The sequence below is a fragment of the Kosakonia cowanii JCM 10956 = DSM 18146 genome (genome assembly GCF_001975225.1).
Classification (GTDB): domain Bacteria; phylum Pseudomonadota; class Gammaproteobacteria; order Enterobacterales; family Enterobacteriaceae; genus Kosakonia; species Kosakonia cowanii.
In genome coordinates this window covers 57,595-80,705 of the sequence record NZ_CP019445.1, presented here as the reverse complement: position 1 = coordinate 80,705, position 23,111 = coordinate 57,595, and the positions used below count along the sequence as shown (strand labels likewise).

At 59.0% G+C, this 23,111-nt stretch carries 15 protein-coding genes and 1 pseudogene; 11 read left to right on the top strand and 5 right to left on the bottom strand.

Going from position 1 to position 23,111, the window contains the following annotated elements; genetic code table 11:
* Positions 1–165: 165 nt before the first annotated feature.
* Both sseB and BWI95_RS00350 read left to right on the top strand, forming a co-directional pair.
* Positions 166–942, top strand: a complete 777-nt coding sequence (sseB, locus tag BWI95_RS00355) for an enhanced serine sensitivity protein SseB (protein ID WP_054803488.1) — start codon at positions 166–168, stop codon at positions 940–942.
* Positions 943–1,051: 109 nt separating this feature from the next.
* Positions 1,052–3,049, top strand: coding sequence for a M48 family metallopeptidase (locus BWI95_RS00350; protein ID WP_054803489.1), 1,998 nt, complete (start codon positions 1,052–1,054; stop codon positions 3,047–3,049).
* Positions 3,050–3,175: 126 nt separating this feature from the next.
* On the opposite strand, the pseudogene BWI95_RS23960 reads toward BWI95_RS00350, so the two are convergent.
* The 5 genes and pseudogenes from BWI95_RS23960 to BWI95_RS00330 all read right to left on the bottom strand — a co-directional run.
* Positions 3,176–3,286 (bottom strand): annotated as a pseudogene (locus tag BWI95_RS23960) (hypothetical protein); the annotation flags it as partial.
* A gap of 12 nt (positions 3,287–3,298) precedes the next feature.
* Entirely contained in the window at positions 3,299–4,078 is a 780-nt protein-coding gene (locus BWI95_RS00345; RefSeq protein ID WP_023481216.1) for a MurR/RpiR family transcriptional regulator, read from the bottom strand.
* Entirely contained in the window at positions 4,079–4,921 is an 843-nt protein-coding gene (sseA, locus tag BWI95_RS00340) for a 3-mercaptopyruvate sulfurtransferase (protein ID WP_076768819.1), read from the bottom strand. It abuts the gene before it with no gap.
* 95 nt (positions 4,922–5,016) lie between these two features.
* On the bottom strand, positions 5,017–6,378 hold the full coding sequence (locus tag BWI95_RS00335) for a 6-phospho-alpha-glucosidase (protein ID WP_054803490.1): 1,362 nt from the start codon (positions 6,376–6,378) through the stop codon (positions 5,017–5,019).
* A 12-nt stretch (positions 6,379–6,390) separates the two neighbouring features.
* Positions 6,391–7,935 carry a PTS transporter subunit EIIC gene (locus BWI95_RS00330; RefSeq protein ID WP_054803491.1) on the bottom strand — a complete coding sequence of 515 codons (1,545 nt, stop codon included), beginning with the start codon at positions 7,933–7,935 and terminating at the stop codon, positions 6,391–6,393.
* Positions 7,936–8,217: 282 nt separating this feature from the next.
* Between BWI95_RS00330 and BWI95_RS00325 the strand changes: the two genes are divergently transcribed.
* The 9 genes from BWI95_RS00325 to bamB all read left to right on the top strand — a co-directional run bounded on the left by BWI95_RS00325 (position 8,218) and on the right by bamB (position 23,092).
* Positions 8,218–13,182: an alpha-2-macroglobulin family protein gene (locus BWI95_RS00325; RefSeq protein ID WP_076768818.1), complete on the top strand. Its 4,965-nt coding sequence runs from the start codon at positions 8,218–8,220 to the stop codon at positions 13,180–13,182.
* 1 nt (position 13,183) lies between these two features.
* Entirely contained in the window at positions 13,184–15,508 is a 2,325-nt protein-coding gene (gene pbpC / locus BWI95_RS00320) for a peptidoglycan glycosyltransferase PbpC (protein ID WP_054803492.1), read from the top strand.
* A 150-nt stretch (positions 15,509–15,658) separates the two neighbouring features.
* The gene (gene ndk / locus BWI95_RS00315) at positions 15,659–16,090 is read left to right on the top strand and encodes a nucleoside-diphosphate kinase (protein WP_023481239.1); all 432 of its coding nucleotides are present in this window, start codon (positions 15,659–15,661) and stop codon (positions 16,088–16,090) included.
* Positions 16,091–16,270: 180 nt separating this feature from the next.
* Positions 16,271–17,437, top strand: a complete 1,167-nt coding sequence (rlmN, locus tag BWI95_RS00310) for a dual-specificity RNA methyltransferase RlmN (RefSeq protein ID WP_023481226.1) — start codon at positions 16,271–16,273, stop codon at positions 17,435–17,437.
* 291 nt (positions 17,438–17,728) lie between these two features.
* Positions 17,729–18,721, top strand: coding sequence for a cytoskeleton protein RodZ (gene rodZ / locus BWI95_RS00305; protein WP_054803493.1), 993 nt, complete (start codon positions 17,729–17,731; stop codon positions 18,719–18,721).
* A 26-nt stretch (positions 18,722–18,747) separates the two neighbouring features.
* Positions 18,748–19,866 (top strand): flavodoxin-dependent (E)-4-hydroxy-3-methylbut-2-enyl-diphosphate synthase, encoded by a 1,119-nt coding sequence (gene ispG / locus BWI95_RS00300; protein WP_023481201.1) that lies wholly within the window; start codon positions 18,748–18,750, stop codon positions 19,864–19,866.
* A gap of 105 nt (positions 19,867–19,971) precedes the next feature.
* Positions 19,972–21,246 carry a histidine--tRNA ligase gene (gene hisS, locus BWI95_RS00295; RefSeq protein WP_076768817.1) on the top strand — a complete coding sequence of 425 codons (1,275 nt, stop codon included), beginning with the start codon at positions 19,972–19,974 and terminating at the stop codon, positions 21,244–21,246.
* Between the two features lie 36 nt (positions 21,247–21,282).
* Entirely contained in the window at positions 21,283–21,903 is a 621-nt protein-coding gene (locus BWI95_RS00290; RefSeq protein WP_054803495.1) for a YfgM family protein, read from the top strand.
* A 10-nt stretch (positions 21,904–21,913) separates the two neighbouring features.
* Positions 21,914–23,092, top strand: a complete 1,179-nt coding sequence (bamB, locus tag BWI95_RS00285) for an outer membrane protein assembly factor BamB (protein ID WP_042713913.1) — start codon at positions 21,914–21,916, stop codon at positions 23,090–23,092.
* Positions 23,093–23,111: the final 19 nt, after the last annotated feature.

Below are 23,111 nucleotides of genomic sequence, written 5' to 3'. Positions count from 1 at the left end.
CCCCGTAGCAACGGGTTGCGCCCGTAAACGTAGGCCGGATAAGGCGTTTCGCCGCCATCCGGCAATAAAGTGGTACTGAACCCGTAGGCCGGATAAGGCAACGCCGCCATCCGGCAATGCGCAAAACCTGGGCGCGATGACGCACGAAAACGAACCAGAGATCCTATGTCCGAAACGAAAAACGAATTAGAAACCCTGCTTGAGCAGGCGGCGACCGAACCCGCTTACCGTCCGGCCTTTTTCCGCACGCTGCTCGACTCTACCGTCTGGGTGCCAGGCAATGCCGCAGAAGGCGAAGCGGTGGTGGAAGAGAGCGCGCTCGATATCCAGCACTGGGAAAAAGATGACGGAACCTCAGTGATCCCCTTTTTCACCTCCCTTGCCGCACTGCAACAGGCAATCGACGACGAGCAGGCCTTTGTGGTGATGCCCGCGCGCACGCTGTTTGAAATGACGCTCGGCGAAACCCTGTTCCTTAACGCTAAACTTCCGACCGGGAAAGAGTTCACCCCGCGTGAAATCAGCCATCTGGTTGGTGAAGAGGGCAGCCCGCTCAGCCAGCAAGAGGTGCTTGAAGGCGGTACCGCGCTGCTGCTCTCGGAAGTTGCCGAGCCGCCCGCACAGATGGTCGACTCCCTGACCACGCTGTTCAAAAGCATTAAAACCGTCAAACGCGCCTTTATCTGCTCCATTAAAGAGCAGGCCGACGCGCAGGCAAACCTGTTAATTGGCATTGAAGCCGAAGGCGATATCGAAGAGATCATCCATGCCGCGGGCAGCGTGGCGACCGATACGCTGCCGGGCGATGAGCCAGTTGATATCTGCCAGGTCGCCGAAGGCGAGAAGGGCATCAGCCACTTTATGCTGGCGCACATCACCCCGTTCTACGAGCGCCGCTGGGGCAGCTTCCTGCGCGATTTCAAAACCAACCGCATTATCTAACGTCTCAGGCGGTACGCCCCGTACCGCTTACCCCCCTAAATTCGTGGGGAATGTATTCAGCCCATCCCTGTGGTAGGGTGCGCTTTTACGTTTCTTTACGGTTAAGGTTATGGACAGAAAAACTCTGCTCTACTGCTTCGGCGTGCCCCTCTTATTGCTTGTTTATGCCTGCTGGCAAAACATTCGCATCGATGATGGCTATGTCTACCAGGTCACGCGATATGGCACCGTCGGGCACAGCGCGGCGGCCGATCTGCTGCGCCACTTTCTGTCGAAAGCCGGTATCTTTCTGTCACTGATGGCGCTGCTTGCCAGCGCCAGCGCGGTGGCGCTCTGTTTCTACAGCGTGCGCAGGGCGCGCATCTCTGCCGATCACCTGATTGTCGCCTTTAACCTCTGTCGCAAACTGCTGCCTTTTATCATGGTCACCGTGATGTCCTGCATCGGTTTTGCGCTGATCGCGGTCTTCTTGTATGAAATCTGCTGGCTCTACACCCTGGGGCCAGCGAGCGCGTTAAACATCAAGCTGGTGCTCTTCATCCTGCTGGTGATTGGCTCCCTGCTGATTATGGTGTTGAAGAGCCTCTTCCTGCTGAAAAAATGTTTCACCCTGTTTGAGCCGCAGGATATGGAGGTGCATGGCACCGCCGTGCGCGAAAACGATGCGCCGGAACTCTGGCGCTGGGTCAGGGAGCTTGCGCAGCGCGGGCAGGCGATCGTGCCGGATAATATTGTGGTGGGCCTGTTCGAAGGCTTCTATGTCACCGCAAGCCCGGTGCAGATCGAGAAGGGCGAACGGCTCACCGGCAACACCCTCTACTTCCCGCTCAGCTATGCGGCGTTTATGAATAAAGAGGAGGTGGCAGCGGTCATCGGTCATGAACTGGGGCACTTCTCCGGTAATGACACGCTCTATACGCTGCACTTTGCCGGGCTTTACGCCGGGATGGAGAACAGCCTCAACTACTTCTATCGTGATGTTGGCGGCAGCGGCTGGCTGGAGCGCCTGGCGTTGAACCCGACCATCCATCTTGGCATGTGGTTTTTCCGCCAGTTCCACGAAACGGTGAGTGGCTGGAGCCGCGTGCGTGAGCTTGCAGCGGATGCCGCCGGGGCGCGCACCAGTTCATCGATGGCGCTTGCCGCGTCGCTGCTGCGTTTCTCCGCCCTCAATGAGCGTTTTCAGGGGCCGATGGAGCAGTTCTTCCAGCGCAAACTGGCGACTGACGATCTGGTGCATAGCCTCTTTACTGAACTGCGCAGCGGCGACCGCTTCGATCTCTCCGCATCACTGGAAGAGGCGCTGGCGCACCCGACCGACAGCCATCCGCCGACCCGTGCGCGTATTGAACAGCTAAACGTCGCGCTGGATGACGCGCTGATGGCGCAAGCGTCGCGCCCGGTCGAGGAGGCAGATTATCTCTGGATGCGTAGCCTGTTTCGCGATGCTTCTGCACTCTCTAAGGCGCTGACCAGCGGCATGGCCAGCGAAGTTGACGCCCATTACGAGGCTTATCAGTCTGAGCTTAAGGATCTCGCTTCCCGCGCCACCGATACGCTGGTGGTCTCCCTGCGCAAGAAAAATTTGTGGATCTTCGTTGGGCTGACGGTGCTCTGTGCGGCGGCTGCGGTGATGGTGTTCACGCTGAGCATTCAGTGGAACTCTTCGGCCAACAGCCCGATGGATATGATTACCTTCGGCCTTGTGGCTGGTTCACTGCTCTTTGCGCTGGCAAGCTGGACGATGTACACCCGCGTGCGCCAGCCGCTCTTTACGTTGACGGCGCAGGGGATTGAGAGCTATCAGCTCAGCGCGCCGTTTATGCTCGACGCGATCGAGAATATTGGCATTCGCAGCATTAACGATTGGGTATTTATCGATCTTTTCTGGCGCGAAGGCTATCAGCCGCCGAAGCTGCTTGTCAGCCGGCTGGTGCGCAACTTCATCTTTGAGCCGAAAAACCGCAAAGTGGTGCTGAGCCTGCCCGGCGGCCTGTTGAAAGGCGAGCAGCGCGAGAAGTTGTCCATCGAGGAGTTTTACGTCGCGCTCAATGAATACGCGGAAAGCGCATGGGCACGCCGGGAGTTGTCGAAACATTCGGCGTGATATTACCGAGGGCGATTCACGGTTTCGGCGCCGTGTGAATGCCGGATGGCGGCGTAAACGCCTTATCCGGCCTACGTTTTTGGTGCCGTGTTAATGCCGGCTGGCGGCGTAAATGCCTTATCCGGCCTACGTTTTTGGTGCCGTGTTAATGCCGGATGGCGGCGTAAACGCCTTATCCGGCCCAGGGATCGCATGGGCTGCCTTTGTAGGCCTGATAAGCGCAGCGCCATCAGGCATTTCTCCGCACAGCTACCCGGCCTGCGTCGCTTCCAGCAATAGCAGATCCATCAGCAGCACCAGATTGGACTCAAACGAGGTGATCCCCGCCGCTTCGGCGGCGAAATGCACCGCCTCGTCGTAAAGGGCGAAATGGACATCCGCCAGCGCCGCCAGCGAATTGGCCGACGCGCGGGTAAAGGCCACCACCGTCATTCCCACCGTTCGCGCAATCCGCGCCTTATCCAGCACCTGCTCGGTCTCGCCGCTGCGCGAAACGGCGATAAACACCTGATAACGCGCGGCGTTGCTGAGAAAGATATTGCGGCTGTCGCCAGGGCCGGAGATAAACGCCGTCTTGCCCAGCACCTGTAACTTTTTGGTCAGGTACTCGGCAAACAGATAGGAGAACCCCGCGCCGTAGAGAAAAAAGCTCTCCCGCTCGCGCAGCAGGCTGGCAAACTGCCGCCGCTTCTCCTCGGTCACCCACTGAAAGGTGTGCTGATAATTGACCATAAACTGCTGGAACAGAGCGGGCAGCTCACCGACGCCGTCATGGTGCTGCTCCGCCAGGTGCGGCGTATCCGCCAGCAACTGCTTGCAGTGCCAGATAAACTCGCTAAAACCGCTAAATCCCAGCTTCTGACAGAGGCGAATAATCGTCGCTGTCGAAACATAAGTCGCCTGCGCCAGCGCGCGCACGGTAATATTGCCCACCAGCAGCGGGTGCTCCGTAAGATGAGCCAGCACGCGGTATTCAGCGCGGGAGAGTGACTCCCCGCGCGTCAGCAAAGGCGCAAGTCGGTTATCCATCTACGCGGTTTCGACAGGCAGATCGTCGCGCGCCCCCCATTCACTCCACGAGCCGTCATAGAGCGTTGCCGTATTGACGCCGAGCGTCTCCAGCGCCAGCAGCACCACTGTGGCGGTCACGCCGGAGCCGCAGCTGGCGATAATCGGCTTATGCAGATCGACGCCCTGGCGCTGGAAAATGCGCAGCAGTTCATCGGTAGTTTTCAGCTCACCATCCGCCACCAGATCGACCCACGGCACATTCAGCGCGCCGGGAATATGGCCACGCTTAAGTCCAGGGCGCGGCTCATCCACCTCGCCACTGAAACGCGGCGCCGGGCGGGCATCGACCAGCTGCGCGGTGCCTTCGTGGCTCGCCAGCAGCACATCGGTCACTTTTTTCACTACAGAAGGATCGAAATTGGCGGTGAAATCAGACTCCGGCAGCGCAACATCGCCCTGCTGTAACGGCAGGGCATCACGCTGCCAGCCCGCCAGGCCACCGGCGAGAATGGAGATCTTCTCAACGCCAACCTTGCGCAGCATCCACCAGGCACGCGGCGCGGAGAAGAGGTTACCTTCGTCATACACCACCAGGTGTTTATCCTGACAGACGCCTAACTCGCGCATGGCGACAGCAAACGTCTCCGGGCGAGAGAGCATATGGGGCAGGGGAGAGGTGTGATCGGAGAGGGCTTCAATATCAAAAAAGACCGCACCGGGCAGGTGTCCGGCGCGGTACTCCGCTTTCATATCGCGATGCTCCTGGCCAACCGGCGCCATTCTGGCGTCAATTAGCTGGATTTCAGGGTCATCGCTGTGTTCTATCAGCCAGTCGGCCGCGACAAAAAAAGAGGTGGACATGGTGCCTCCGGGTCATCAACAGTTATCTGAATTGTTAACGTTTTTTCACTACCCGACAAGCTACCATCTCTCGCGTCGCGAGCCACCTCGGAAAATTACACCGCTTTGCCGTTTTCCCAGGCTTTTTGCAGCGCTGGCCAGTAATCCTGGTTGGCGGTAATCATCTCATCAAGGATCGCCTTGGCATGCTGCATGGTCGGCACGGTGCGGTTAAGGGTAAAGGCCTGCAATGCCTTCTCGTAACTCCCCTCCATCGTCGCTTCCACCAGCAGCTGCTCTGAGGCCAGCTGCTGCATTAGCAGCGTCTGGTGGAACAGCGGCACTGCGCCCATGCGCACTGGCTCCGGCCCGTTACTGGTGATGTAAGCCGGCACTTCCACCATTGCGTCGTAAGGCAGGTTGGCAATCGCGCCCTTGTTTTCAACAATCACCAGGTGACGCTGGCGCAAGTTGAAGGCCAGCGAGCAGGCGACATCGACAATAAACGCCCCGTGAACGCCGACGTGGAATGCATCAGGCAGAATACCGGTCTGCTTATACTCAGCCGCCGCAGCGAAGAGTTTTTTCTCGCGCCCGTCCATCACCTCATTGGCACGGGTGTAGTTGGGATCCTGATGATCAACTATCTCGTTCGGCATCAGGTAGTACTGTAAATAGGGGTTCGGCAGATATTCCGGGAAGTGATCCATAATCGGCTTGATATTGCGCCAGGTTTTCACCCATGACGGATCGGCGTGCTGCGGATCGGTCTGGGCGGCATCTTCCGTCAGCAGGCCAAAGCGCGCGACGTGCTCGCGCAGGGCGGGGAGGCGATCTTCGCCATCGACGCGCACCTGGGTAAACCAGCCGAAGTGGTTAAGGCCAAAATAGTCGACCTCAAGCTGGTGGCGATCGACCCCAAGGATCGCGCCCATATTGCGCATCGCCGCCACCGGCATATCGCAAATATTGAGCACCCGCGCGTGCGGGCGCAGACGGCGTACCCCTTCAGCGACAATCGCTGCCGGGTTGGAGTAGTTAACGATCCAGGCTTTTTTATCCGCGTAGCGCTCGACCAGGTCGATCAGCTCGACCATCGGCAAAATGGTGCGCAGGCCGTAGGCCAGCCCGCCTGGTCCGCAGGTCTCCTGGCCGACCACGCCGTGGCGCAGCGGGATCTTCTCGTCCTGCTCGCGCATCTTGTACTGGCCAACGCGCATCTGGGCGAAGACGAAGTGCGCACCGCGAAAGGCAGTTTCGGCATCATTGGTGACGGTAAATTTGATGCTCTCGCTGTGATCGCGAATCACCTTCTCGACCACCGGCGCAATGGTGTTCTGCCGCTCGGCATCGATGTCGTAGAGGCGAATTTCCGCCAGCGGGAAATCCTCCAGCCGCACCATCAGGCTTTTGACGATGCCCGGCGTATACGTGCTGCCACCACCGGCAATGGATAAGATAAACGGGGGGTTAACCATTTCTGGACTCCTTCAGAGAAACATCTCAACAGCTTCTCGCATTTTTTTGACATGCAGCCCGTAGACCACCTGAACGTTATTACCTTGTTTAATCACGCCTTTCGCGCCGGTAGCTTTCAGTTGCGGCTCATTGATAGCCGCCACATCTTTTACCGTTACGCGCAGACGGGTGTAGCAGTTGTCCACCACCTCGATATTTTCGCGCCCGCCGAGGCCATTAATAATCGCTTCGCCCACCGCGTCGTTATTCCCCTTCGCCTGGTACTCCTGTTTGCTGTAGAGGCGCGTCTCTTCGCTCTCCTCCTCGCGTCCCGGCGTTTTCATGTTGAAGCGCAAAATAAGGAAGCGGAAGGTGACGAAGTAGAGGGCGAACATAATCAACCCGACCAGCAGATACATCGGCCAGTTGGACTTTTCGGTGCCGAGCGGCAGGTTGTAGAGAATGAAGTCGATAATGCCGTTCGCGCCGATGGCATGAACGCCGAAGAGTGAGAAGAGCATCATGCCGATGCCGGTCAGCACCGCATGCACCACGAACAGCAGCGGGGCGATAAAGAGGAAAGAGAACTCAATCGGCTCGGTGACGCCAACCAGCAGCGAGGTGAGCGCGGCGGGGATCAAAATCGCTTTTGCCGCGGCTTTGCGCTCCGGTTTCGCCGTCACATACATCGCCAGCGCCGCTGCGGGCAGGCCAAACATCTTGCTGATGCCGCGCGCATCCCACACCACGGTGCTGCTCAGTTTGGTCACACCTGGGCAGGCCATTTCGGCAAAGTAGATGTTGCGCGCGCCCTGATAGCTGCTGCCGCACACTTCAGCCGTGCCGCCCAGTTCGGTATACAAAAACGGCGTATAGACCAGATGATGCAGCCCGGTCGGCACCAGAATGCGCTCCAGGAAACCGTACACCGCCACGCCAAACGGGCCTGCGCCTTTAATCGCCAGCGCCAGCGCGCTGATGCCGTGCTGGGCGAAGGGCCACAGTTCGCTCATCACCACGCCGAGCACCATTGAGACCGGCAACATAATGATGGCGACAAAGCAGTGCCCGGAGTAGATCGCCATCGCGCCGGAAAACTGCACGCGGGAGTAGCGGTCGTAGAGATAGCCCGACAGCGCACCGGTGAGGATCCCGGCGAAAACGCCCATCTCCAGCACCTGCACGCCCAGCACCATCCCCTGGCCTGCGGCTTTCATCTGATCGGCCGGTGCCAGCGCGCCCTGCAATTGCAGCGTGACGTTCATGGCATTAATGAAAACGATAAAGGTCACCAGACCAATCAGCGCGGCATAGCCTTTATCACGCGAGGCCAGACCGACCGGGATGCCGACGGCAAACACCAGCGCAAGGTTGGCGAGCACCGAAACGGCGGATTTGGCGATCAACTGACCCGTATGCTGAATAAGAGGGTGACCAAGAAAGGGAAGGTATTCGGCCAGATTGCCATTGCCGAAGATATTACCGAAGGCAATAAACAGGCCAACGATCGGCAAAATGAGCACCGGGCCAAAAAGGGACTTACCAAAATTTTGTAGGGCATTCACGGCTCTGGACATAGTGTTCTCGCTTATTAGCACCGCGTAGTAAGGGACACAGACCGCATAACGTTAGCAGCCGGTCGGGTGTTGTCGCTATCTATCTTATTGTTTTAAAAACAAATGACGCGCAACGTAACATGTTACGTCACGGGGTGTGATCGGCCTAACATCACGGGCGTCGCGCAAAAAATGCGCTTTGCGAGATGCTTTCCAGAATCCATCAGATATTTTGTATTTCTAACCGTTGCGAATGATAATGACGACGCCTCTCACAACGGGTCAATCACTCAGGGATACAGAATGAAACCGCTACGTTACGCGGCGCTGACTTTCGCGCTCCTCACAGCCTTCACGCTTGCAGGCTGTGACAATAACGATAAACCGAAGAGCGCCAGCGCGCCTGAACCCGCGTCCGCCTCATCCGCCGCGCAAACGCCTGCGGCAGCAGCCATGCCGGATAAAGCCAAACGCGATGAACTTGCCGCGCGTAGCGAAGGCAAGCCCTTAAACTTGCTGGATGCGTCCGAAGTGCAGCTCGACGGCAGCGCCACGCTGGTGCTGACCTTCTCGGTGCCGCTCGATCCGGATCAGAATTTTGCCCAGGTGGTGCATCTGGTCGATAAGAAGAGCGGCAAAGTCGATGGTGCCTGGGAACTGGCACCGAACCTGAAAGAGCTGCGCCTGCGCCACCTTGAGCCGAACCGCGAACTGCTGGTGTCGGTGGAGAGCGGGCTGGTAGCGCTTAATAAAGCCACCTTCGGCAAGAGCTTCGAGAAATCGATCACCACCCAGGATATTCAGCCCAGCGTTGGCTTCGCCAGCCGTGGCTCGCTGCTGCCGGGCAAAGTGGTTGAAGGGCTGCCGGTGATGGCGCTCAACGTCGAAAATGTCGACATCAACTTTTACCGCGTGAAGCCGGAATCGCTGGCCTCATTCATTAGCCAGTGGGAGTACCGCAGTTCGCTCTCCAACTGGGAGTCCGATACGCTGCTGAAGATGGCGGATCTGGTCTATACCGGGCGCTTCGACCTCAACCCGGCGCGCAACACCCGCGAAAAGCTGATGCTGCCGCTGAGCAGCATCAAACCGCTACAGCAGGCGGGCGTCTATATCGCCGTGATGAACCAGGCGGGGCATTACAACTACAGCAATGCCGCGACGCTCTTCACGCTCAGCAACATTGGCCTCTCTGCGCACCGTTACCATAACCGCCTGGATATCTTCACCCAGGGGCTGGAAAGCGGCGCGGCGCTCGGCGGTATCGATGTGATGCTGCTCAATGAGAAGGGGCAGAGCCTGGCGCAGGCGAAGACCGACAGCGATGGTCACGCCACGTTAAGTACCGATAAAGAGGGCGCGTTGCTGCTGGCGCGTAAAGAGGGCGAAACCACGCTGCTCGACCTTAACCTCCCGGCGCTGGATCTCGCTGAGTTCGCCATTACCGGCGAGCCAGGCTACAGCAAACAGTTCTTTATGTTTGGCCCGCGCGATCTCTATCGCCCTGGCGAAACGGTGATCCTCAACGGCCTGCTGCGCGACAGCGACGGCAAGCCGATTGCCGCACAGCCGGTCAAGCTGGAAGTGGTAAAACCGGACGGGCAGGTGGTTCGCTCGGTGGTGAGCCAGCCGCAGAACGGCCTCTATCACTTCACTTATGCGCTGGACGCCAGCGCGCAGACCGGCATGTGGCATGTTCGCGCCAATACCGGCGACAACCTGTCGCGCGAGTGGAGCTTCCACGTCGAAGACTTTATGCCGGAGCGCATGGCGCTGAATGTTACGCCGCAGCCGACGCCGCTGGCACCTGCCGCTGACGTGGTGTTTAGCATTGAAGGCCACTATCTCTACGGTGCACCTGCAAGCGGCAACGCCCTGCAGGGTCAGCTGTTCCTGCGCCCGCTGCGTGAAGCGGTTGCCGCGCTGCCAGGTTTCCAGTTTGGCGATATCGCCGAAGAGAACCTGAGCCGCAGCCTCGATGAAACCCATCTGACCCTTGATGATGAGGGCAAAGGCGAAGTGACCACGCCGAGCCAGTGGCAGGATTCACACTCGCCGCTGGAAGTGATTCTGCAGGCCAGCCTGCTCGAATCGGGCGGCCGTCCGGTGACCCGCCGCGCGGAGCAGGCAATCTGGCCTGCGCCCGCTCTGCCGGGTATTCGCCCGCAGTTCGCCTCAAAAGCGGTCTATGACTACCGCACCGACACCACCGTCAATCAGCCGATTGTCGATGAGGGCGGTAACGCCGCGTTCGATATTGTCTATGCCGACGCGCAGGGCAACAAAAAAGCGGTCAGCGATCTGCAGGTGCGCCTGATCCGCGAGCGCCGCGACTACTTCTGGAACTGGTCGGAAAATGACGGCTGGCAGTCGCAGTTCAACCAGAAAGATCTGGTGGAAGGCGAGCAGAGCCTGACGCTGAAAGCCGATGAGACCGGCAAAGTCACCTTCCCGGTGGACTGGGGCTCCTATCGTCTGGAGGTCAAAGGCCCGGATGAGACCGTCAGCAGCGTGCGTTTCTGGGCTGGCTACAGCTGGCAGGATAACAGCGACGGCGCCGGTGCGGCACGCCCGGATCGCGTCACCATGAAGCTCGATAAACCCTCTTACAAAGCGGGCGATACCGTTAAGCTGCACGTCACCGCACCTGCCGCCGGTAAAGGCTATGCGATGATCGAGTCCAGCGAAGGTCCGCTGTGGTGGCAGGAGATTGATGTCCCGGCTGACGGGCTGGATCTCTCGATCCCGGTCGATCAGAAGTGGCAGCGCCACGATCTCTATATCAGCACGCTGGTGGTGCGCCCTGGCGATAAGTCGAAATCCGCCACGCCAAAACGCGCGGTCGGCCTGCTGCATCTACCGATGGGTGATGAGAACCGTCGCCTGGAGATTGCCCTCGACGCCCCGCAAAAAATGCGTCCTAACCAGCCGCTGAAGGTCAAAGTTAAAGCCTCGATGAAAGATGGCGCGACGCCGAAACAGGTTAACGTCCTGCTCTCCGCTGTCGACAGCGGGGTGCTGAATATTACCGATTACGTAACGCCAGATCCGTGGCAGGCCTTCTTCGGCCAGAAACGCTATGGCGCAGATATCTATGATATCTACGGCCAGGTGATTGAAGGCCAGGGTCGTCTTGCGGCGCTGCGCTTCGGCGGTGACGGTGATGAGATGAACCGCGGCGGCAAACCGCCGGTTAACCACGTCACCATCATTGCCCAGCAGGCGCAGCCGGTGACGCTGGATGAAAACGGCGAAGGCACCGTGACGATGCCGATTGGCGACTTCAATGGTGAGCTGCGCGTCATGGCGCAGGCCTGGACGGCAGACGATTTTGGCAGCAGCGAAAGCAAAGTGGTAGTCGCAGCCCCGGTGATTGCCGAGCTGAACACGCCACGCTTCCTCGGCAGCGGTGACACCTCTCGCCTGACGCTGGATCTCAGCAACCTGACGGACAAGCCGCAAACCCTGAATGTCGATCTGACGGCAAGCGGTCTGCTCTCACTTGAAGGTGCCGCCACCCAGAGCGTGACGCTCGGGGCCGGTAAACGCACCACGCTCTTTATTCCGGTGCGCGCGCTGGATGGCTTCGGCGATGGCGAGATTGCCGCGCAAATCAGCGGCCTTGCGCTGCCGGGCGAAACCTTCGCGCCGCAGCAGAAGCAGTGGAAGATTGGCGTACGCCCCCCTTTCGCCGCGCAGACCATCAACACCGGTGCGATGCTCAATCCGGGCGAAAGCTGGCAGGTGCCGGGCCAGCATCTGGCGGGCATCTCGCCTGCTACGCTGCAGGGTCGCTTGCTGCTGAGCGGCAAACCGCCACTCAATATCGCCCGTTATATTCAGGAGCTGCGCGCTTACCCTTACGGCTGCCTGGAGCAGACCGCCAGCGGGCTCTTCCCGTCGCTCTACACCAACGCTGCACAGCTTAAAGCGCTGGGCATCAAAGGCGAGAGCGATGAGCAGCGCCGCGCGGCGGTGGATATCGGCATCTCTCGTCTGCTGCAGATGCAGCGTGACGACGGCGGCTTCTCCCTGTGGGATAATAGCGGCTCGGAAGAGTACTGGCTGACCGCCTACGTGACCGATTTCCTCGTCAGCGCCTCGGCGCAGGGCTACAGCGTTCCGGCTGAAGCGCTGAACAACGCCAACAACCGCTTGCTGCGCTACCTGCAGGATCCGGCGGCGATGGCGGTGCGCTACAGCGACGATCTGCCAGCGACGAAATTTGCCGTGCAGAGCTACGCCGGTCTGGTGCTGGCGCGTCAGCAGAAAGCGCCGCTGGGTGCGCTGCGTGAAATCTGGCAGCGCCACGAGCAGGCGAAAGCCGGGCTGCCGTTAATGCAGCTTGGCGTTGCGCTGAAGCTGATGGGCGATGCCCAGCGCGGCGATCAGGCTATCGCGCTGGCGCTGAAAACCGATCGCATTGCGGAAAACCGCTGGCTGGCGGATTACGGCAGCAACCTGCGTGATAACGCGCTGATGCTGGCGCTGCTGGAGGACAACAAGCTGCTGCCAGATGCGCAGGCGCACCTGCTGGCTACGCTCTCCGAGCAGGCATACAGCCCGCGCTGGCTCTCAACCCAGGAGAGCAACGCGCTGTTTATGGCAGGCCGCAACCTGCAAAACAGCACCGGTAACTGGCAGGCGCAAACCTCGCTTGATACCGCGATGCTGGCCGGTAACACCGCGCAGAGCCGTAACCTTGAGTCGGATCAGCTTGGTGCACTGCAAGTGACTAACAGCGGCACCACACCGCTGTGGCTGCGTCTCGATACTACAGGCTACCCAGAGCAGGCTCCGGCGCCTTCGGGCAAAGTTCTGCATATCGAACGCAACGTGCTCGGCACCGACGGGCGCAGCAAGCCGCTCTCTTCCCTGAAGAGCGGTGAGCTGGTGCTGGTGTGGCTGGAAGTGACGGCCAGCCAGAACGTTCCGGATGCGCTGGTGGTCGATCTGCTGCCTGCGGGTCTGGAGCTGGAAAACCAGAACCTGGCCAGCAGCAGTGCCAGCCTGCAGGAGAGCGGTAGCGAAGTGCAGGAGCTGCTCAACCGCATGCAGCAGGCCGATATTCAGCATATGGAGTTCCGTGACGATCGCTTTGTCGCCGCCGTACCGGTGAGCGAAGGGCAGCCTGTCACGCTGGTCTATCTGGCGCGTGCAGTGACGCCTGGCACCTACCAGGTTCCGGCTCCGCAGGTGGAATCAATGTATGTTCCGCAGTGGCGGGCAACCGGCGCGGCCAGCGGCCCGTTGATCATCACGCCATAACGTGAAGATCGTCTCTCTGATACGCACCCGCTGGCGCTGGCTGGCGGGTGTGCCTCTTCTCTTCGTGCTGCTGATTATCGCCGCCGATAAAATCTGGCCACTGCCCCTGAACGAGGTGTCACCCGCGCGGGTGGTCGTGGCCGAAGATGGCACGCCGCTATGGCGTTTTGCTGATGCCGACGGCATCTGGCGCTATCCGGTCACTATTGAAGAGGTCTCGCCGCGCTATTTACAGGCGCTTATCCAGTATGAAGATCGCTGGTTCTGGGACCATCCCGGCGTTAACCCCTTCTCAATTGCGCGCGCGGCCTGGCAGGATCTGCGCTACGGGCGCGTGGTTTCCGGCGGCAGTACGCTCACCATGCAGGTGGCACGTCTGCTTGACCCGCATCCGCGCACCTTTGGCGGCAAAGTTCGCCAGCTGTGGCGGGCGATGCAGCTGGAGTGGCATCTCTCCAAGCGCGACATTTTGACCATTTACCTCAACCGCGCGCCCTTTGGTGGGACTCTGCAAGGTGTCGGTGCGGCGAGCTGGGCCTATCTCGGCAAACCGCCCTCAAAGCTGAGCTATGCGGAAGCGGCACTGCTCGCCGTGCTGCCACAAGCGCCGAGCCGTTTACGCCCGGACCGCTGGCCACAGCGCGCGCAGGCAGCGCGCGATAAGGTGCTGGATCGCATGGTGACGCAGCAGGTGTGGCCGGTGGCACAGGTGAAAGAGTCGCGTGAAGAGCCGGTGTGGTTAGCGCCACGGCAGATGCCGCAGCTGGCCCCGCTCTTTGCCCGCCGCATGCTGGGCGCTAACAAAAAGCTGAAGGTGACCACCACGCTGGACGCCAGCCTGCAACGACAGCTGGAGGAGCTGGCGCTGAGCGTCAAATCCCGGCTGCCGATGCGCAGTTCGCTGGCGATCATCGTGGTCGACCATACGGATATGAAAGTGCGCGGCTGGGTGGGGTCGGTGGATATTAACGACGACAGCCGTTTCAGCCATGTCGATATGGTCAGCGCCGTGCGCTCACCGGGATCGGTGCTGAAACCCTTTATCTACGGCCTGGCGCTGGACGAAGGGCTGATCCACCCCGCATCGCTTCTGCAGGATGTGCCGCGGCGCGTCGGGGATTATCGCCCCGGTAACTTCGACAGCGGTTTTCATGGCCCGGTGAGCATGAACGAGGCGCTGGTACGCTCGCTCAATCTGCCTGCGGTTCAGGTGCTGGAGGCTTACGGGCCGAAAAAGTTTGCCGGTAATCTGCGTAATATCGGGCTGCCGCTAATGCTGCCCGCCGGTGCGGAGCCAAACCTGTCGCTGATCCTCGGCGGAGCTGGCGCGCGGCTGGAGGATATCGCTGCCGCCTACAGCGCTTTTGCCCGTGAAGGTAAAGCGGGCAAGTTAAGGCTGACGCCCGATGAGCCGCTGGCTGAACGCCGCCTGATGTCGCCGGGCGCGGCGTGGATTATCCGCCGAATCCTGGCGAATGAAGCGCAGCCGGTGCCGGACAGCGCGCTGCCGCAGGTGGTGCCGCTGGCATGGAAAACCGGCACCAGCTACGGCTATCGCGATGCCTGGGCCATCGGCCTCAACTCCCGGTATGTGATCGGTATCTGGACCGGCCGCCCGGACGGCACGCCGGTTGCCGGGCAGTTTGGTTTTGCCAGCGCCGTGCCGCTACTCAACCAGGTAAACAATCTGCTGCAACCGCGCTCTGCGCTGGATCAGGCGCGCTTACCGCGCGACCCGCGCCCGGCGTCGGTGAGCAGCGGGGTGATCTGCTGGCCGGGCGGGCAGAGCCTGCCTGCCGGAGACAGCAACTGCCGCCGCCGCCTTGCCACCTGGTTACTTGATGGCAGCCAGCCGCCGACGCTGTTAATGCCGGAGCAGGAAGGGCTGCACGGCATCAGTTTTCCGCTGTGGCTGAACCATCAGGGGCGGCGCGTGGCGGCGGATTGTCCGGATGCGCAGCAGAAAAACTGGATCGTCTGGCCGCTGCCGCTAGAGCCGTGGCTGCCGCCCGGCGAGCGTCGCGCCGCGCGCTTACCGCCTGCGGACCGCATTTGCCCGCCGCGGGATGAGAACGCCCCGCCGCCGCTGTTGTTAAATGGCGTGCGCGAAGGGGCGGTGATTAAGCGCGTACCCGGCCAGGATTTTGCGATTCTTCCTCTGCAAAGCAGCGGCGGGGAAGGGGGGCGCTGGTGGTTTTTGAACGGTGAACCGTTGACGGCGCGCGGTACTCTATTGAGCCTGAAGCTCGATAAAGCCGGCGATTATCAACTGGTGGTAATGGATGAGGCGGGGCAGGTCGCCGCGGTGCAGTTTACGGTGCAATAGGGTGAGAAAGGGCGCATTCAGGTGTTGGTGTTGCTCAAACTCGTCTTATTTTAAAAAAATGTTACCTTAATCCATAGGCAAGACCGGTGTTGCTCTTTATAATCCGCGCCACACCTATTCAGGGCAACAGAACAACTTACTGAGGTAATCATGGCTATTGAACGTACTTTTTCCATCATCAAGCCGAACGCGGTGGCAAAAAACGTTATTGGTAACATCTTCTCTCGCTTTGAAGCGGCAGGTTTTAAAATCGTTGGCACCAAAATGCTGCACCTGACCGTTGAGCAGGCGCGCGGTTTCTACGCTGAGCACGAAGGTCGCCCGTTCTTTGATGGCCTGGTTGAGTTCATGACCTCCGGCCCGATCGTGGTTTCCGTACTGGAAGGCGAAAACGCCGTTCAGCGTCACCGCGATCTGCTGGGCGCAACCAACCCGGACAACGCACTGGCCGGTACTCTGCGCGCAGATTACGCAGACAGCTTCACCGAGAACGGCACCCACGGTTCCGACTCCGTTGAATCTGCCGCTCGCGAAATCGCTTACTTCTTCGCTGAAGGCGAAGTTTGCCCGCGCACCCGTTAATTTCCGGTTAACTGTGTAAAGAGATTTACACTTTAATTGGTAAATGCCGCGTCCAGGCGTGGTATCTGTGCGACAGAATTTGTACAATGTTGCGCCCCAGGATGAGCTGAAGCTTGCCTGGGGCGCTTCTTTTTAACCCTCCACGGGCCACAACGTGTAATAACGAGGCCGGAATAAAATATGTCTGAACAAATTGCCATGTCTGAGAGCGACGCTCTCACGGTTCCAAACAAAGATGCAAAAATTAATCTGCTGGATCTCAACCGTCAGCAGATGCGTGAGTTTTTCAAAAACTTAGGCGAAAAACCGTTTCGCGCCGACCAGGTGATGAAGTGGATGTATCACTACTGCTGCGACGACTTTGATGAGATGACCGACATCAACAAAGTGCTGCGCGGCAAGTTAAAAGAGGTTGCGGAGATCCGCGCCCCTGAAGTCGTCGAGGAGCAACGCTCTTCTGATGGCACCATCAAATGGGCTATCGCCGTCGGCGATCAGCGCGTTGAAACCGTCTATATTCCGGAAGAAGATCGCGCGACGCTCTGCGTCTCCTCCCAGGTCGGTTGTGCGCTGGAGTGTAAATTCTGCTCCACGGCGCAGCAGGGCTTCAACCGCAACCTGCGCGTATCGGAAATTATCGGCCAGGTGTGGCGCGCCGCGAAAATCATTGGCGCTGCCCGTGTGACCGGCAACCGCCCGATCACCAACGTGGTGATGATGGGCATGGGCGAACCGCTGCTCAACCTCACCAACGTGGTGCCGGCGATGGAGATCATGCTGGATGACTTCGGCTTTGGTCTCTCCAAACGCCGCGTGACGCTCTCTACCTCCGGCGTTGTTCCGGCGCTCGATAAACTCGGCGATATGATTGACGTTGCGCTGGCGATCTCGCTGCATGCGCCGAATGACGCCATTCGCGACGAAATTGTACCGATCAACAAAAAGTACAATATCGAAACCTTCCTCGGGTCGGTTCGCCGCTACCTGGAGAAGTCCAACGCCAACCAGGGCCGCGTGACCATTGAGTATGTGATGCTGGATCACGTCAATGACGGCACTGAACACGCCCATGAGCTGGCCGAATTGCTGAAAGATACGCCGTGCAAGATTAACCTGATCCCGTGGAACCCCTTCCCGGGCGCGCCGTATGGCCGCAGCTCCAACAGCCGTATTGACCGTTTCTGCAAGGTGCTGATGAGCTACGGTTTCACCACCATTGTGCGTAAAACCCGTGGCGACGATATCGATGCCGCCTGTGGTCAGCTGGCGGGCGAGGTCATCGACCGTACCAAGCGCACCATGCGTAAACGCCTGCAGGGCGAGCCGATCGCGGTTAAAGCGGTGTAAGCGTGACTGCGGCGCGAAGTTGGCGCCGCAGGTTTGGAATATGTTGAATATTTGGCCTGCTTATATAGAGGCCGTTAATAATTACGGTGCGTTTCCTCTTACTTTGAGGCAGTATGTAATGCTGGAACAACGGCTTAGCAAATAGTGCTGAAAGCCGTCCTGTTATCACGAACCTGACAGTCTTATACTGTGGGTCTACGTTTAACTGACCCGGATTTTTCGCGGCGTGTGTAGGTTATGCGGTTACGCGCGCCTGTGTGTTTACTTTTCACGTACCAGTAGTTGTAGCGAATGAATACTGAAGCCACTCAAGACCAAAACGAAGCACAATCCACGGGCGTTCGTCTGCGCAATGCTCGTGAGCAACTTGGACTCAGCCAGCAAGCGGTTGCCGAACGCTTGTGCCTGAAGGTCTCCACGGTACGCGATATCGAAGAGGACAGGTCGCCTGCCGATCTGGCATCCACCTTTGTGCGCGGTTATATCCGCTCCTATGCTCGCCTGGTACACATTCCAGAAGAAGAGCTGCTGCCGATTCTTGAGAAACAAGCGCCGATCCGCGCGGCAAAAGTCGCACCGATGCAGGGCTTTGCGCTGGGTAAACCGCGCAAAAAACGCGACGGCTGGCTGATGAGCGTCACCTGGCTGGTGCTGTTTGTGGTCGTCGGCCTGACGGGCGCATGGTGGTGGCAAAACCACAAAGCGCAGCAGGAAGAGATCAGCACCATGGCCGATCAATCCTCCGCCGAGCTTAATGCCAGCAACGGCCAGAGCGTGCCGCTGGATAACCAGGCTGCCTCAACCCCGGTGGACAACGGTTCCACCCCGGTTGAAACCCCGGCCCCGACCAACAGCACGCAGGCACCTGCAACCACCTCACCTGCCACGACCGCTAACCAGAACAGCGTGGTTCCGCCTTCACAGGCGAACGTTGAACCCACTTCCCAGCAGCCTGCTGCTACCGCCAATAACGCCTCTCAGCTGCCAACCGATCAGGCGGGCGTAGCGGGCGCATCTGCCGACGCGAACGCGCTGGTAATGAACTTTAATGCCGACTGCTGGCTGGAAGTGAGCGACGCGACCGGTAAGAAACTCTTTAGCGGTATGCAGCGTAAAGATGCCACGCTGAATCTCACTGGCCAGGCGCCCTATAAACTGAAAATTGGCGCGCCGTCGGCTGTCCAGATCCAGTTCCAGGGGAAACCTGTCGATCTGAGTCGTTTTATCAGAACTAACCAGGTTGCGCGTCTGACCCTCAATGCCGAACAATCAGCAGCACAGTAACAGACGGGCAACGCGGGAGATCATTCATGCATAACCAGTCGCCGATCCAACGGCGGAAATCAAAACGGATTTATGTTGGTAATGTGCCGATCGGCGATGGGGCTCCCATCGCCGTGCAGTCTATGACAAACACCCGCACCACGGATGTTGAAGCAACGGTCAACCAAATCAAAGCATTAGAGCGCGTCGGCGCAGACATCGTGCGTGTCTCGGTACCGACGATGGACGCGGCAGAAGCGTTCAGGCTTATCAAACAGCAGGTGAGTGTCCCGCTGGTGGCGGACATCCACTTTGACTATCGCATCGCGCTGAAAGTCGCCGAGTACGGCGTCGATTGCCTGCGCATCAACCCCGGCAATATCGGTAACGAAGAGCGTATTCGCAGCGTTGTCGACTGCGCGCGCGATAAAAACATCCCAATCCGCATCGGCGTCAACGCCGGTTCGCTGGAAAAAGATCTGCAGGAGAAGTATGGCGAGCCGACGCCGCAGGCGCTGCTCGAATCGGCCATGCGCCATGTGGATCATCTCGATCGTCTCAACTTCGATCAGTTCAAAGTGAGCGTGAAAGCCTCTGACGTGTTCCTTGCCGTTGAGTCCTATCGTCTGCTGGCGAAGCAGATCGATCAGCCGCTGCATCTTGGGATCACCGAAGCGGGTGGTGCGCGCGCAGGCTCGGTGAAATCGGCGATTGGCTTAGGCCTGCTGCTCTCGGAAGGGATTGGCGATACGCTGCGCATTTCGCTGGCGGCGGATCCGGTTGAAGAGATTAAAGTCGGTTTCGATATCCTCAAATCCCTGCGCATCCGCGCGCGTGGCATCAACTTTATCGCCTGCCCGACCTGCTCCCGTCAGGAGTTTGACGTGATTGGTACGGTCAACGCGCTGGAGCAGCGGCTGGAAGATATCATCACCCCGATGGATGTTTCGATTATCGGCTGCGTGGTGAACGGGCCGGGCGAAGCGCTGGTCTCGACCCTGGGCGTGACCGGCGGGAATAAGAAAAGCGGCCTGTATGAAGATGGCGTACGTAAAGATCGCCTCGATAACGGCGATATGATCAGCCAGCTTGAGGCGCGTATTCGTGCGAAAGCCGCGATGTTGGATGAAACGCGCCGTATCGACGTCATGCAGGTAGAAAAATAAGGGTGCCGCCAAGGCTGGCATCCCGTGTATCATGAGCCCGCCCGGCGCGACCGCTTTTGTCGCCGCCCTGAGGGTTCATTTTTTGTATTAATAAAGAGAATAAACGTGGCAAAAAATATTCAAGCCATTCGCGGCATGAACGATTATCTGCCTGGCGAGACCGCCATCTGGCAGCGCATTGAAAGCAGCCTGAAGAACGTGCTCGGCAGCTACGGTTACAGTGAAATCCGTTTGCCGATTGTAGAGCAGACCCCGTTATTCAAACGCGCGATCGGCGAAGTGACCGACGTGGTTGAAAAAGAGATGTATACCTTCGACGACCGTAACGGCGACAGCCTGACGCTGCGTCCGGAAGGTACCGCGGGCTGCGTACGCGCCGGCATCGAACATGGTCTTCTGTACAATCAGGAACAGCGCTTGTGGTACGTCGGGCCGATGTTCCGCTACGAGCGTCCGCAGAAAGGGCGCTACCGTCAGTTCCATCAGCTGGGTGTAGAAGTGTTTGGCCTGCAGGGGCCGGATATCGACGCCGAGCTGATTATGCTCACCGCGCGCTGGTGGCGCGAGCTGGGTATCGCTTCTCACGTTGCGCTTGAGCTTAACTCCATCGGCTCGCTGGAGGCCCGCGCGACCTATCGCGACGCGCTGGTGGCGTTCCTGGAGCAGCATAAAGATAAGCTCGACGAAGATTGCCTGCGCCGCATGTACAGCAACCCGCTGCGCGTGCTGGACACCAAAAACCCGGATATTCAGGCGCTGCTGAACGATGCGCCGAAGCTGGGCGATTATCTTGATGACGACTCACGCGAGCACTTTGCCGGCCTCTGCGCTTTCCTTGACGCCGCGGGCATCGCTTACACCGTCAACCAGCGCCTGGTGCGCGGTCTCGATTACTACAACCGCACCGTGTTTGAGTGGGTGACCAGCAGCCTCGGCGCGCAGGGCACCGTCTGCGCCGGTGGCCGTTACGATGGCCTGGTTGAGCAACTCGGCGGTCGCGCAACGCCAGCGGTTGGCTTCGCGATGGGTCTTGAGCGACTTGTTTTGTTGGTTCAGGCAGTTAATCCGGAATTTAAAGCCGAATCCGTTGTCGATATTTACCTGGTGGCCTCTGGCGCTAACACGCAATCCGCAGCGATGCTGCTGGGTGAGCAGGTGCGCGATGCGCTGCCTGGCGTGCGGCTGATGATGAACCACGGCGGCGGCAACTTTAAGAAGCAGTTTGCCCGGGCAGATAAGTGGGGCGCTCGCGTCGCGCTGGTGCTCGGCGAGTCTGAAATTGCCGACGGGAATGTTGTGGTGAAGGATTTACGCTCTGGTGAGCAGAGTACGGTAACGCAGGATAGCGTTGCGGCGCATTTGCGCACACTACTGGGCTAATCTCCCCGGTGATTTATCGTTAAGGAGAAGGACTGCGTGGAAATTTACGAAAACGAAAACGACCAGGTAGACGCGATTAAGCGCTTCTTTGCCGACAATGGCAAAGCGCTGGCCGTTGGGGTAGTACTGGGTATCGGCGCGCTGGTGGGCTGGCGTTTCTGGAACAGCCATCAGGCGGACAATGCGCGCGAGATTTCGCAGGCGTATGAGAGCGCGATAAGCGCGCTGCAGGCCGGCAAACAGGACTCCTATGCCGCAGCGGAAAAATTCGCTGCTGATAACAAAAACAGCTACGGTGCGCTGGCCTCCCTTGAGCTGGCACAGCGTTACGTTGAGAAGAACGATCTGCAAAAAGCCGCTGCACAGCTGCAGCAGGGCCTGGCCGCGACCGACGATGAGAATCTGAAGTCGATGATCAATGTCCGTCTGGCGCGCATTCAGGTACAACTGAAGCAGCAGGACGCGGCGCTGAAAACGCTGGATGCCGTGAAAGGCGAAAGCTGGTCAGCCATCGTTGCGGATCTGCGCGGCGAAGCGTTGCTGAGCAAAGGCGACAAAAAAGGTGCGCGCACCGCATGGGAAAACGGCATTAAAAACAATGCTTCTCCTGCGCTGAGTGAAATGATGCAGATGAAAATTAATAATTTGTCCATCTAAGAGGGACCCGATGCAATTGCGTAAATTACTACTGCCAGGGCTGCTTTCCGTCACGTTATTGAGCGGCTGTTCCCTCTTCAACAGCGAAGAAGATGTTGTCAAAATGTCGCCGCTGCCGGTGGTTGAAAACCAGTTCACGCCGACAACGTCGTGGAGCACTTCCGTCGGTAACGGTATCGGCAAGTACTACTCCACCCTGCACCCGGCCTTTGCCGATGGCGTGGTTTACGCCGCCGATCGTCATGGCGTGGTGAAAGCGCTCAGCATTGATGATGGCCGTGAAATCTGGTCGGTAAACCTGGCTGAGAAAGATGGCTGGTTCTCCACCCGCGCCGCGCTGCTCTCCGGCGGTGTGACCGTTTCCGGCGGTAAAGTCTACATCGGTACCGAGCAGGCGCAGGTGTATGCGCTTAATGCTAGCGATGGTTCCGTTGCCTGGAAAACCGGCGTGGTGGGTGAAGCCCTCTCTCGCCCGGTAGTCAGCGATGGTCTGGTGCTGATTCACACCAGCAACGGTCAGTTGCAGGCGCTGAACGAAGCGGATGGCGCGGTGAAATGGACCGTGAACCTCGATATGCCGTCGCTCTCCCTGCGCGGTGAATCTGCGCCGACCACCGCGTTTGGCGCTGCCATTGTCGGCGGTGATAACGGACGCGTCAGCGCCGTGCTGATGCAGCAGGGCCAGTTAATCTGGCAGCAGCGCATCTCCCAGGCGAATGGCCCGACCGAAATCGATCGCCTGAGCGACGTCGATACCACGCCGGTAGTGGTAAATGGTGTGGTTTACGCGCTGGCGTATAACGGTAATATGACGGCGCTGGATCTGCGCAGCGGCCAGATCATGTGGAAACGCGATCTTGGCTCGGTAAGCGATTTTGTGATTGATGGCAACCGTATCTACATCATCGATCAGAACGATCGCGTGCTGGCCCTGAGCACCGACGGCGGCGTGACGCTGTGGACGCAGAGCGATCTGCTGCACCGCAACCTGACCTCTCCGGCGCTCTATAATGGTTATATTGTGACCGGAGATAGCGAAGGCTATCTCCACTGGATTAACGTCGAAGATGGTCGTTTTGTTGCCCAGCAGAAAGTCGATAGTTCCGGCTTCCTGACCGAGCCGGTCGTGGCTGGCGGCAAACTGCTTATCCAGGCGAAAGACGGCACGCTGTACGCCCTCACGCGCTAAGCGCGCTGAGAGTGTCGTA